Genomic DNA, 11573 nt, shown 5'->3' with positions numbered 1-11573 from the left:
GCGCAGGGCGGGGCGCCGTCAGGGGCGCAGGGCCGCCTCCCATCGCGCGCCCGCGTGCAGCAGGCGGGGGAGCCCCGCCACGAGGCCGCGCCGGGGCAGCGCGTTCATCAGGGCGCTCTCCGCGGGCAGTCGGCGCTGCTCCCCGTGGGCCAGCCGCTGCAGCGCGTGCAGCAGGGCGAGCGGGTGCGACTCGAGCGCGCTGTGCCCGTTGTCGATCTCGACGAGCACCGTGTCGGGAGCCGTTGCGGCCACGCGCTGCGCGACGGCGGCGGGGGTGCGCAGGTCCCGTGTGCCGGTGAGCAGCACCGTCGGCCAGGCGAAGCCCGCGGCCGCGGCGGACAGGTCGAAGGGCTCCCCGGCGAAGCGGGGGAAGCGGTCGGCCACGGGTGCGTAGGTGAGCGAGGGGTCGAGGGCGGAGCCGTCCGGATCCGGCCCGAAGCCGAGCTCCCGGAAGGCGATCGCGCCGACGAGATCGAACTCGTAGAACCCCGGCACGTGGGCCTCCGACTCCGCCTTGTCGACGTAGGCCTCCAGTGCGGTCCACACAGAACCGTGCGACGCGCGACTGCCGTGGTCGCTGCGGGCCCGCCGGTGTGAGCGGTGCAGCCGCTGGCGCAGCAGCGGCTCGAGCAGCTCCTCGCCGCCGAGCTCGTAGGCCGCGCGCAGGACGCCCAGCAGGATCCGCGGATCCGATCCCTCCTCGAGGAGCTCCCGCACCGCCGCAGCGATCCGGGTGTCCGCCTCGACGAACAGCTCCCGGATCATGGCGCGCTCGACGTCGCGGTCGGCGACGGACTGCAGAGCGGAGTCGAGCAGCATCCCGGCCACGCGCTCCGGGTGACGCGCACCGAAGGCGGCGGCGACATAACTGCCGTACGAGGAGCCGCTGACCCAGGCCCGGGTCACACCCTCCTGATCCAGCACCGCGGCCAGGTCGTCCACCACGTCGACCATGCGCATCGCCGACAGCGGCAGGCTCTGCCCGTCCAGACTCGCGCGGGACAGGCCGACGCCGCGGTGCTCCATCATGATGACGTCGAGCCCGCGCGCCGCCGCCTCGCGCCGGAACCGGCGGTAGGGGAGCACGGATCCCAGCCCCGGTCCGCCCGGGATCACCACGATCGGGATGTCGGCGCGTGGTCCGCTGCGCACGTACGCGAGGTCGAACGCCGGCGCGGTGGCGGTGGCCGGCCGGCGCACCCTCCGGACGCCTTTCACCGGAGCGGCGATCATCCGCAGCACGGCGCTCGGTGCGCGGTGCGGAGGAGTGCCGCTCGCTCTGCTCATGGCTCGATTATGCGCGCCGCCGCGTAGGCGGGCACTGGCCCTGGGCTATCAGCCGGATGAAGAAGCGGATCCGACGCCGCCGGTGCGCGCGCCGCGCATCGATCCGTGCTCGACGCCTCGAGGCTCAAGCGCGGCGCTGGGCAGCCGCGAGCTCCGCGCTCGGGCGCTCAGTCCTCGGACGTCGCCATGGCCTCGACGGCGTGGTCGGCCTCGGCCACGATCGCAGCCATCGCGGTGGCGGCGGCCTCGGGGTCGCGCGCGGTGATCGCCGCGGCCACGTCCTGGTGCAGCCGGAGCGCCGTCTCGTCCGCGCGATGGGGCATGAGCGCGTGCGCGGTCCGGGCGTGCAGGAGAGCGGCGACCACGTCGGCGAGAGCCGCGAGGTACGGGTTGCACGAGCCGCGCAGCACGGCGGCGTGGAAGTCCACGTCGTGCTGCAGGTAGGCGGGCTCGTCCGCGCGGTCGCTGTGCTCGACCATGCCCAGCACGGCCTTCACGAGGGTCGCGCGCTGTTCCGCCCCCGCCTGCGCGGCGGCGAGCCGTGCGGCGAGCGGCTCGATCGCGGAACGCAGCTGGCTCAGCTCGTGCAGGGTGCGCAGCCGATCGGATCCGTCCAGCCGCCACCGCAGCACCTCGGGGGCGTAGGCGCTCCAGCGATCGACCGGAAGCACCTCGACCCCGGCGCGGCGGCGCACCTCGACCATGCCCATGGTCTCGAGCACGCGCACCACCTCGCGCATGGCGGAGCGCGAGGCGCCGAGTTCGGCGGCGACATCGGCGGTCAGCACGCGCGCGCCGGGAGCCAGCTCGCCCTCGACGATGCGCATGCCGATCGTGTCGAGCAGCCGTCGGTGCTGCGCGGAGGCGGCCTCGCGGGTTCCCTCGCTCATGGAGCCATTATGGCGATTGCCCGGCAAGATCCACGCATGCCCCAGAGAAGAAGGGCTTATATCGCACGAGGTGTTGATTAAGTCCTACTTATGACGTACGCTGAAGCGAAATCTCTCCGCCAGACCAAGGAAGCTCATGGCCATGTCGAACCTGCTCGCGTCCGTTCCGGGAATGCTCGTCTCCGCCGCCGATCCGGTGCCGCCCACGACGACCGCCCCCGAATGGGTGCTCATCCTCGCCGCGCTCGTCGGCATCGCGACGATCGTGGTGCTCATCACCTGGGTGAAGCTCCACCCGTTCCTCTCGCTCGTGATCGGTGCGATCGTCACCGGCCTCGTCGCAGGCATGTCGGCCACTCAGACGGTCACGAGCTTCTCCACGGGCTTCGGCAACACCGCCGGCGGCGTGGGGGTGCTCATCGCCCTCGGTGCGATCTACGGCAAGCTGCTCGCCGACTCCGGCGGCGCCGACCGCGTCGTGGACACCCTGGTCTCCAAGGCCAGCGCTGCCGCGCTGCCGTGGGTGATGGGCCTCGTCGGCGCCCTCATCGGCCTGCCGATGTTCTTCGAGGTCGGGCTGGTGCTGCTCGTGCCCGTGATCATCCTCGTGGCGCGCCGCTCGGGCGTCTCGCTCATCAAGATCGCGATCCCGACGCTCGCCGGACTCTCCGCCATGCACGGCCTCGTGCCGCCGCACCCCGGCCCGCTCGCGGCGATCGGCCTGATCGGCGCCAACCTCGGCCTCACCCTGGCGTTCGGCGTGCTCATCGCGATCCCCACCGTCATCGTCGCCGGCCCGCTGTTCGGCCGCCTCGCCGCCCGCTGGGTGGACGTGCCCGTGCCCGCGCTGTTCCAGACGGCCGAGGACACCGCTCAGCCCGGGGAGACCGCGGCGATCCAGGCGCGCAAGCGCCCCGGCTTCGGCGCCACGCTGTTCAGCATCCTGCTGCCGGTGTTCCTGATGCTGCTCGCCGCGATCGTCGACATCGTCGCGCCGAACGACACCTCGGCCGTCAAGGGGATCGTGGACTTCCTCGGCAAGCCGATGATCGCGCTGCTCATCGCCGTGCTCGTGGGCATGGTCGTGCTGGGCCGCGGCGGCGCCATGAGCGCCAAGCAGGTCGGCGCCTCGGTCTCGTCCTCGCTGCCCGCGATCGCCGGGATCCTGCTCATCGTGGGTGCGGGCGGCGGCTTCAAGCAGGTGCTCGTCGACTCCACGATCGGCACGGTCATCGCGCACGCCATCTCGAACGTCGGCGGTGCTCTGCCGGTCGTCCTGTTCTTCGCCTGGCTGGTCGCGGTGCTGATCCGCGTCGCCACCGGCTCCGCCACCGTCGCGACGATCACCGCTGCCGGCATCATGCAGCCGCTGGTGCACGATCTGCACATGTCGGCGGGCGGATCCGCTCTCCTGGTCCTGGCGATCGGCGCCGGGTCGCTGTTCCTCTCGCACGTCAACGACGCCGGGTTCTGGCTGATCAAGGAGTACTTCGACCTGAGCATCCCGCAGACGCTGAAGACGTGGTCGGTCATGGAGTGCCTGATCTCCGTGGTGGGCCTCGTGGGCGCCCTGATCCTCGGCCTCTTCGTCGGCTGACCGGGAAGGATCGGATCATGACGAACACGACAGCACCCCGGATCCTCGTGGTGATGGGGGTCTCCGGATCCGGCAAGAGCACGCTCGCGGGCCTGCTGGCCGGCCGACTGGGCTGGCCGCTGCAAGAGGGGGACGACCTGCATCCGGCGGAGAACGTCGCCAAGATGGAGGCGGGGATCCCGCTCACCGACGAGGATCGGTGGCCGTGGCTGGGCCTGATCCGCGACTGGATCGCGGACCGGATCGCCGCCGGCGAGTCCGCCATCGTCACCTGCTCCGCGCTGCGCCGCAGCTACCGCGAGATCCTGGCGCTGCCGGGCGTGGAGTTCGTGCATCTCGAGGGCACGCGACACGACCTCGCTGAGCGTCTGGGGCGTCGGCTCGGGCACTTCATGCCGGCCTCGCTGCTGGACTCGCAGCTGGAGACGCTCGAGCCGCTCGGCCCCGACGAGGCAGGCTTCGTGGTGGATTCGGCACTGCCCACGCAGGAGGCGGTGCAGCAGGTGCTGGACTGGCTCGAGGTGCACGGAACCCCCACCGCGCACTGAGAAACGCAGGCGGGGCGTCGCGTAGGAGCGGCGCCCCGCCGGCGTATATGGACTCGGTGCGACAAGTTGCGGCGCCCGTCGACGGTGCCACAATGTCCCCATGGGGAACGCGTCGAGCGTCGAACTCGAATCGGCGAGGGTGGTGCGGCTGCTGCGCGATTCGATCCTGTCGGGGCAGCGACGCTCCGGCGACCGCCTGATCGAGCGCGACATCGCCGATGAGCTCGCCGTGAGCCGCCTCCCCGTGCGCGAGGCCATCCGACAGCTGCTCAGTGAAGGGCTTCTCATCGCCCGCCCGAGATCCTGGGCCGTCGTGCGGCAGTTCACCGAAGCCGACGTACGCGACATCGCCCAGGTGCGCGACGTGCTCGAGGTCCTCGTGTTCGAACTGGCGGCGCTGAGGCATGACTCCGAGGGGCTCGCGAAGGTCGAGGCGGCGCTGAACCGCGAGTTCGCAGCGGCCGGGATCGGGGATGCTGCGGCGGCGCACACGGCAGGTGCGGAGTTCCACCTGCTGATGGCGGAGCTGGCCGAGAACGCGACGGTCAATGAGATCCTCGGCATGATGCGAGGACGGCTCATGCTGCTGTTCCGCGACCACGACGACCTCCTCGCGATGGCCGAGGATCACGCCCGCATCTTCGAGTCGTTCGCCGCGCGCGACACGGCGACGCTGCGCCTGCGGGTGCAGCGCCACCTGCGCGCCGGCACCGAGAACGCGCTGCGCAAGCTCGCCGAGTACAACGCCGAGACCGCCGCGATCCGCGAACGGGCGGCCGCCGCACGCGCGCGCTCGCGGGGAGCCGAGCGCACGTCCGAGAACGAGGGTGCGCTCGAGCGCGATCCGGACCGCGATGCCTCGGCATCCGAGGGCGTCCCCGTCGCGGGGGAGTGAGCGCGTCCCCTCAGCGCGGCGCCATCGGGGTGGTGGTGTCGATCGCCTCGCGCAGCGGACGGCGCATGGGGCTCCAGTAGTGCACGGGGGCGAGGCGTACCAGGGCATCGACCAGGCGCGCCTCCCGTCCGATGAGTGTGCGCGGGCGGCGCCGCAGGATGGCACGCACGATGCGCTCCGCCGCGTCCGCCGGCTCCATGTGGTACATCGCGGCCTGGGCCGCGGCGGCGCGGCCGGCCACGCCGGGATCGATGGCGGCCGCATAGCGCCCGTGCAGGATGATCCCCGTGCGGACACCGGCGGGGTACACCGTGCCCACGCTCACGGTCGACCCTTCGAGCTCGTGCATGAGCGCCTCGGAGAACGCCCGCACCGCGAACTTCGACATCGCGTACGGGATGCGGCCGCCCGGAGCTGCGAGCGCGTAGATGCTCGCGATGTGGGTGATGTGCGCCGCGGATGAGCGTCGCAGCGCCGGCAGCAGGGCCTTGGTGATCGACACCGTGCCCCACAGGTTGACGTCCATGAGCCAGCGCATCTCCTCGAGGGTGAGCTGGTCGAGGGATCCGAGCATCGAGGATCCGGCGCACGTGGTGAGCGTCTGCAGCTCGGGGTGCGCCGACGAGATCTCCGCACCGGCGGCCGCCACGGCGTCATCGTCGCGCAGATCGACGGCGTGCACCGTGGCGTCGGCTCCGCCGGCGCGCAGCTCGTCGGCGAGCCGGTTCAGCCCCGCACGATCGCGATCCACGAGTGCGAGGCGGGCGCCGCGGCGGGCCAGGGCGCGCGCGACGTCGGCACCGATGCCGTTGGCGGCACCGGTGATGGCACTGCTGCGCCCTGCTGCGTCGAGAACGGGCAACGCTCCTCCTACGGCTGCGCCCTCGCACGCGACATCGCGGGCGTCGGGTGGGCACAGCGCTGGTTTCATCCTGCCCCATGGCCCTGCTCTTGCGGAACCGGAACCGGTACGCTCGATGCAGGAGGAGGTCGGAGTGGGAAAGAGCGCTGACGCCATCGCCGAAGGCGTGGCGATCGCTACGTCGGCTGCCCGCCTGACCATCAAGAACCACATCCTCGTGGGCACGATCGCGGAGGGCGGCTCCTTCGACGTTGCGAAGTACATGAACGACGCGCATGAGGCCCTCCTGGCCCTCGCCGCGGAGTCGCAGGAGGCCGCGGAGCTCGCCACGAAGCTGCGCAAGCGCGCCCACGGTCGGTACTCGGATCCCCACGGCACGCACGATTACCGCGATCGCGACGTGCGCAACCTCAAGAAGCGCGCCAAGCAGTCCGCCGCCGTCGCCGACCGACTGCGCGAGATGGCCGACGATCCCGAGTCGCTGCGCTTCCTCGTCGAGGCGGCGCGCGCGGCGGCGTGGAGCGACGTCGCCACCAATCTGCAGAGCCGGCTCACCGTCGAGGCCATGCGCCCCGACCAGGATCCCGACTACGGCACCATGCGCGAGGCGCGGATGCAGGCGCTGCGCCTCGTCGACCTCCAGGCGCTTGCGTCCGAGCAGCGCGCCCGGCGGAAGAACCGCGAGAAGGCCGACAAGGCCGTGGAGAAGGCGAACAAGGCCGCCGCGAAGGCGGCGGAGCGCGAGGGCAAGCGCGAGGGCAAGCGCGCCGCCAAGCAGGTGGGCTGAGTCCGCCACGCCCGGCGGATCCGGTCGCAGGGCGCTCGATTCGCGTTCCGACCCGGGTCTGGGGTATTGTTGACGAGGCCCGCGAGAGCGGGCGGTCTTGTGAAAGACCGGATGCGCCTGTAGCTCAATGGATAGAGCATCTGACTACGGATCAGAAGGTTGGGGGTTCGAGTCCCTCCAGGCGCACACTGTGTTGAGACAGTAAGAAACGGCCCGCTTCGGCGGGCCGTTTCGCTGTTTCCGGGGGTGTGCCCTGTTTCCGGGGGAGCGTGCTGACGAACGACTCGGCCGGCACGGGTGCACCGTCCCGGCCGAGTCGAGTGATCAGGCGAAGGTCTCGTCGAGGGCGCCCTGCAGGTCGGCCAGCAGGTCGGCGGTGTCCTCCAGCCCGACGGAGAGGCGCAGGTGCCCCATCCGGCGGAACGGCTCGGGGTACGCGGCCACGCGGCCTCCCTCGGTGCCCGTGTGCACGATCAGGGAGTCGTCGTGACCGAGGGAGAAACCCGAGGTGATCAGGCGCAGGTTCGCCACGAACCGGTTCTGCACCGAGGGACCGCCGTCGACGGCGAAGGCCATCATGCCGCCGGATCCGTGCGGGAACTGGCGGGTGGCGAGCTCGTGCTGCGGGTGCGAGGGGAGCCCGGGGTAGTAGATGTAGGCGACCCGCGGATCCGCCTCGAGGAACTCCGCGATCGCCTGTGCGGACGCCAGGTGCTGCCGCATGCGCAGCGGGAGCGTCACCGAGCCGCGCTGGATCTGCCACGCATTGAACGGCGAGATGATGCCGCCCACGTCGACCATGGCGTCGGCCTTGATTGGCTCGATGAGCTCGTGCCGCCCGATGACGGCTCCGCCCATCGCGTCGCCGTGGCCGTTGATGTACTTCGTGAGCGAGTGCACGACGAGATCGGCGCCGTCCCGCAGCGGCCGGTACACGGGCGGCGGCGTGTACGTGGAGTCGACCATCAGCAGCGCGCCGTGCTCGTGCGCGATGGCGGCGATCGCCGCGACGTCGGTGACCTGCGTCGTCGGGTTGGCGATCGCCTCGACGCACACCAGGCGCGTGTTCGCGCGCATCGCGGCGCGCACCGCTTCGTGGTCGGTGATGTCCACGAAGGTGGCCTCGATGCCGTAGCGCTGCGGCAGCAGCTCGGACCACAGCCGCCAGGTCGCCTCGTACGTGATGTCGCTGACGACGACGTGGTCGCCGACCCGCACGTGTGTGAAGAACACCGCGTGCAGCGCCGCGACGCCGGACGCGAGGGCCACGGCGTCCTCACCGCCGTCCAGCGCGGCGAGCTTCTCCTGCAGCGCCTGCTGGTTCACGCCGGTGTTGCGCGTGTACAGGCCGGGCGCCGTGGCCGACCAGCTGATCTCGCTGGGATCGTCCGGCAGCTGGTACGAGTTGGCCATCACGAGCGGCGTGCGCAGCGCCAGCGTCGAGTCGACGTGGATCCCGCCGTGCACGGCGAGGCTCGCCTCGGACAGCGTGACGGGCCGGGTGCGGTCGGGGCGTTCGGGCATGGGATCCTCCTGGGGCGAGGCCGCCGGCAGTCCCGGACCACTCCTCGCATGTGTTGTATCAGCAACTACGATTGTTTATATTGCACGGAAAGGGAAGGGGCAAGATGGACGGCACGGATCACCGGATCCTCGCGGAGCTGACCGCGGACGCACGCACGCCCCTGGTCGCGCTGGCCGCCCGGGTGCACCTCTCCCGCAATGCGGTGAAGCAGCGCATCGAGCGGATGGAGCGCGACGGCGTCATCGGCGGCTACACGGTCGTGCCGGGGCCCGAGGCGGGTCGCAGGGTGACGGCGATCGTGCTCGTGTACCGCGAGGACCGCATGCGCGGGGCGCACGTCGTGACCGAGCTCGCCCGCATCCCCGAGATCGTGCGCTGCGACGTGCTCTCCGGCGAGTTCGACCTGCTCGCCATCGTGCAGGCCGAGGGCATGGATCGTGTCGGCGAGATCTGGGAGCACATCGCTGCGCTGCCCGGAGTGGCGAACACCGTGACCTCGGTATCGCTCGCACGGGTCATCGACCGCCCCTGAGCCGGGTCGGCGGATCCGCGTCCGCCGACCCGCGGATCCGCCCGCGTCGACGGCAGGCCGGTCAGGTCGAGATGCACACGACCTTGGGCTGCGTCATCTCCTCGAACGCGAACCGCACGCCCTCGCGGCCCATGCTGCCGTACTTGGCTCCCCCGAAGGGCATGCTGTCGACGCGGTAGTCCGAGGAGTCGTTGATCATCACCCCGCCCGCCTCGATGCGCTCCGAGACCCGCAGCGCCCGTGACAGGTCCGATGTGAAGACCCCGGCGTGCAGCGCGTACTCGATCTCATCGGCCTGGGCGACGGCCTCGTCCTCGGTGTCGAACGCCGAGAGCACGGCGATGGGTGCGAAGGCCTCGTCGCACCACAGGGCGCACGAGAACGGCACGCCCTCCACCACGGTCGGCCAGTACACCGACCCGTCCCGGCGATGCCCGGTGAGGACGGCGGCTCCCGCGGCGACGGCGTCGTCGACGAGCCGCTCGGCGCGCTCGGCCGCTGCGCGCGAGATCATCGGCCCCACGTCGGTGACCTCGTCGGACGGGTCTCCGGCGATCAGCGCCCGCGTGCGCGCCACGAACGCGGCGCGGAACTCCTCGTGCACCTCGCGCTGCACCAGGATCCGCTGCGCGCCGACGCAGTTCTGTCCGGCGGCCCAGAATGCGCCCGATACGCACGCCTCGACCGCAGCCGGGATGTCGGCGTCGGCGAACACGATGACCGGCGCGTTGCCGCCGAGCTCCATCGCGAGCCGCTTGAGCCCGGCGCCGCGGGCGATCGCCTCGCCGGTCGTGAAGCCGCCGGTGAACGACACCAGGCGCACCTCGCGGGCGGAGACGAGCGCCTGGGCGAGTTCGCGGTCGCCGTGCACGACCGTGACGATCTCCGGCGGCATCCCCGCCTCGATGAGCAGCCCGACGAGGAACCGCGCCGTGAGCGGCGTGAGCGGTGACGGCTTCAGGATCACGGAGTTCCCCGCGGCCACCGCGGGCCCGAGCTTGTGCGCGACGAGGTTGAGCGCGTCGTTGTACGGCGTGATCGCGACGACGATGCCGAGCGGCTCGCGGGTGAACCAGCCGCGCCGGTTCCCGGATCCCTCGAACGCGTCGAAGGGGATCACCTCGCCCGCGTTCGAGCGCGCCGCCTCGGCCGACAGGGAGAGCGTCGTGACCGCGCGGCGCACCTCCTTTCGCGCCTGGCGGATCGTCTTGCCCGCCTCCCGCACGATGAGCGCCGCGGCCTCGTCGGCGCGGGCGCGCAGCAGGGAAGCGGTGCGCTCGAGGATGCCGTGGCGGTCGTAGCGGGTGAGCTCGCGCGCCGCGGCGAAGCCGCTCCGGGCGCGGGCGAGCAGGCGATCCAGGTCCTCGGGGGTGCTGCGCGGCACGGCCCCGATCACGCGGTCGTCGTAGGGGTCGTGGACGAGCAGCTCGCCGGGGGCGGCGTCGTGGGCGGCAGGGGCGGCGACAGCGTTGTGCGCGGCGTCGGGCCGGTGCGTCGCGGCGGGCGCGCTCATCGCGACGCCTCCGCGACGGCGCGGGCGTGCGCGTCGATCGCGATGATGTCGGACAGCAGCGCGTACGCCGTCTCGACGCGCCCCGCGCCGGGGCCCGACACGGTCACCGTCCCGAGCAGGTCGGTGTCGAAGGAGACCGCGTTGGTCGGTCCGGAGACGCCGGCGAGCGGATGCGAGAGCGGCAGCGCCACCGGCTCCACCGAGGCGACCACGTCGCCGTCCGCCGTGCGGACCGCGGAGCCGATGAGCTTCCAGCGGCGGCCCTCCGCCGCAGCCGTCGCGACGTCCTCCGGCGTGATGGTCGAGATGCCGCGGAGCACCACGTCGTCGGTGGTGATCTCGGCGCCCAGCACCTCGTTCGCGAGGATCACGACCTTGAGCTGCACATCGGATCCCTCGATGTCCGCGGTCGGATCCGCCTCGGCGTATCCCAGCGCCTGCGCCTCGGCGACGGCCTCGGCGAGCGTCGCACCCGCCTCCATGCGGCCGAGCACGAAGTTGCTCGTGCCGTTGAGGATGCCCTCGACGCCCGCGATGCGGGTGCCGCGGAGCATGTCGGCGGCGAAGCGGAGCACGGGGGTGCCGCTCATGACGGCGCCCTCGTGCTCGAACCGCACGCCGTGGTCGGCGGCGATGCGGCGCAGTTCGGCGCCCGCGAGCGCGACCGGACCCTTGTTCGTGGTGGTCACGCTCTTGCCGCTCTCCAGCGCCGCGCGCACGTGCGACACCGCGGGCTCGCCGTCGACGGGGTTCGTGAAGGTGGCCTCGACGACGATGTCCGCCGTGGTGCTCCGGATCACGAAGTCGTTCTGCGGCACCGCGGCCCCGCCCGGCATGCCGGCGAAGGTCGCGCCCTCGGGCAGCGCGAACACGGCGCCGAGGTCGATCCCGTCCGCCTGCATGAGGGAGCCGAGCCGCAGGTCGGTGATCGCGACGACGCGCAGCGCGAAGCCGAGGTCGTCGGCGAGCTCGTCGGCACGGGTGTGGATGATCTCGGCGAGGGCGCGGTTGACGCCGCCGAAGCCGATGAGGGCGAGGTCGTGACGATGCACGGCGGACTCCTTCGGGAGAGGGACGGATGCTGCGGCATTCATCCTCCGCGCGGGGTGCGGCGGTGCGCGCCTGCCCCTTCGTCCC

General features: G+C 71.9%; 11 protein-coding genes and 1 tRNA gene. 6 read left to right on the top strand and 6 right to left on the bottom strand.

What is annotated here, in order from left to right; genetic code table 11:
* Positions 1–18: 18 nt before the first annotated feature.
* Together AERO9AM_RS17310 and AERO9AM_RS17305 are read right to left on the bottom strand one after the other, a co-directional pair.
* Complete coding sequence (locus AERO9AM_RS17310) at positions 19–1287, bottom strand: alpha/beta fold hydrolase (protein ID WP_236602668.1); 1269 nt, start codon at positions 1285–1287, stop codon at positions 19–21.
* A gap of 167 nt (positions 1288–1454) precedes the next feature.
* A complete protein-coding gene (locus AERO9AM_RS17305; protein ID WP_159577266.1) occupies positions 1455–2177 on the bottom strand; it encodes a FadR/GntR family transcriptional regulator in 723 nt (240 codons plus the stop codon).
* Positions 2178–2313: 136 nt separating this feature from the next.
* Between AERO9AM_RS17305 and AERO9AM_RS17300 the strand changes: the two genes are divergently transcribed.
* From AERO9AM_RS17300 to AERO9AM_RS17290, 3 genes are all read left to right on the top strand, one after another.
* A complete protein-coding gene (locus AERO9AM_RS17300) occupies positions 2314–3774 on the top strand; it encodes a GntP family permease (protein WP_442923274.1) in 1461 nt (486 codons plus the stop codon).
* Positions 3775–3791: 17 nt separating this feature from the next.
* Positions 3792–4322 (top strand): gluconokinase, encoded by a 531-nt coding sequence (locus tag AERO9AM_RS17295; RefSeq protein ID WP_201298676.1) that lies wholly within the window; start codon positions 3792–3794, stop codon positions 4320–4322.
* Positions 4323–4422: 100 nt separating this feature from the next.
* Positions 4423–5217: a GntR family transcriptional regulator gene (locus AERO9AM_RS17290; protein ID WP_159577265.1), complete on the top strand. Its 795-nt coding sequence runs from the start codon at positions 4423–4425 to the stop codon at positions 5215–5217.
* A gap of 10 nt (positions 5218–5227) precedes the next feature.
* On the opposite strand, the gene AERO9AM_RS17285 is transcribed toward AERO9AM_RS17290, so the two are convergent.
* Complete coding sequence (locus tag AERO9AM_RS17285) at positions 5228–6079, bottom strand: SDR family NAD(P)-dependent oxidoreductase (protein WP_159577264.1); 852 nt, start codon at positions 6077–6079, stop codon at positions 5228–5230.
* A 133-nt stretch (positions 6080–6212) separates the two neighbouring features.
* On the opposite strand from AERO9AM_RS17285, the gene AERO9AM_RS17280 reads away from it, so the two are divergent.
* Both AERO9AM_RS17280 and AERO9AM_RS17275 read left to right on the top strand, forming a co-directional pair.
* Positions 6213–6866 (top strand): asparagine synthase, encoded by a 654-nt coding sequence (locus AERO9AM_RS17280; protein ID WP_201298675.1) that lies wholly within the window; start codon positions 6213–6215, stop codon positions 6864–6866.
* Positions 6867–6979: 113 nt separating this feature from the next.
* A tRNA-Arg gene (locus tag AERO9AM_RS17275) sits at positions 6980–7052 on the top strand.
* 138 nt (positions 7053–7190) lie between these two features.
* On the opposite strand, the gene AERO9AM_RS17270 is transcribed toward AERO9AM_RS17275, so the two are convergent.
* Positions 7191–8390 (bottom strand): trans-sulfuration enzyme family protein, encoded by a 1200-nt coding sequence (locus AERO9AM_RS17270; RefSeq protein ID WP_159577262.1) that lies wholly within the window; start codon positions 8388–8390, stop codon positions 7191–7193.
* Positions 8391–8494: 104 nt separating this feature from the next.
* On the opposite strand from AERO9AM_RS17270, the gene AERO9AM_RS17265 reads away from it, so the two are divergent.
* Positions 8495–8923 carry an Lrp/AsnC family transcriptional regulator gene (locus AERO9AM_RS17265; RefSeq protein WP_159577261.1) on the top strand — a complete coding sequence of 143 codons (429 nt, stop codon included), beginning with the start codon at positions 8495–8497 and terminating at the stop codon, positions 8921–8923.
* Between the two features lie 61 nt (positions 8924–8984).
* Here the strand turns inward: AERO9AM_RS17265 and AERO9AM_RS17260 are convergent, their stop codons facing one another.
* Both AERO9AM_RS17260 and AERO9AM_RS17255 read right to left on the bottom strand, forming a co-directional pair.
* Positions 8985–10436 carry an aldehyde dehydrogenase family protein gene (locus AERO9AM_RS17260; protein ID WP_159577260.1) on the bottom strand — a complete coding sequence of 484 codons (1452 nt, stop codon included), beginning with the start codon at positions 10434–10436 and terminating at the stop codon, positions 8985–8987.
* On the bottom strand, positions 10433–11488 hold the full coding sequence (locus tag AERO9AM_RS17255; protein WP_159577259.1) for a homoserine dehydrogenase: 1056 nt from the start codon (positions 11486–11488) through the stop codon (positions 10433–10435). Before AERO9AM_RS17255 ends, AERO9AM_RS17260 begins: the two co-directional genes overlap by 4 nt.
* Positions 11489–11573 lie beyond the last annotated feature (85 nt).

The sequence above is a fragment of the Microbacterium sp. 8M genome (genome assembly GCF_902506375.1).
Lineage (GTDB): Bacteria > Actinomycetota > Actinomycetes > Actinomycetales > Microbacteriaceae > Microbacterium.
The sequence above is the reverse complement of the archived record's forward strand: the minus strand, read 5'-3'. Positions and strand labels throughout refer to the sequence as shown.

Bases quoted from the DNA above. Each gene is read 5' to 3' on its own strand.
- AERO9AM_RS17260 (WP_159577260.1), bottom strand. From the start codon at position 10,436: ATGAGCGCGCCCGCCGCGACGCACCGGCCCGACGCCGCGCACAACGCT.
- AERO9AM_RS17290 (WP_159577265.1), top strand. From the start codon at position 4,423: ATGGGGAACGCGTCGAGCGTCGAACTCGAATCGGCGAGGGTGGTGCGG.
- AERO9AM_RS17310 (WP_236602668.1), bottom strand. From the start codon at position 1,287: ATGAGCAGAGCGAGCGGCACTCCTCCGCACCGCGCACCGAGCGCCGTG.
- AERO9AM_RS17305 (WP_159577266.1), bottom strand. From the start codon at position 2,177: ATGAGCGAGGGAACCCGCGAGGCCGCCTCCGCGCAGCACCGACGGCTG.
- AERO9AM_RS17300 (WP_442923274.1), top strand. From the start codon at position 2,314: ATGGCCATGTCGAACCTGCTCGCGTCCGTTCCGGGAATGCTCGTCTCC.
- AERO9AM_RS17270 (WP_159577262.1), bottom strand. From the start codon at position 8,390: ATGCCCGAACGCCCCGACCGCACCCGGCCCGTCACGCTGTCCGAGGCG.
- AERO9AM_RS17295 (WP_201298676.1), top strand. From the start codon at position 3,792: ATGACGAACACGACAGCACCCCGGATCCTCGTGGTGATGGGGGTCTCC.
- AERO9AM_RS17265 (WP_159577261.1), top strand. From the start codon at position 8,495: ATGGACGGCACGGATCACCGGATCCTCGCGGAGCTGACCGCGGACGCA.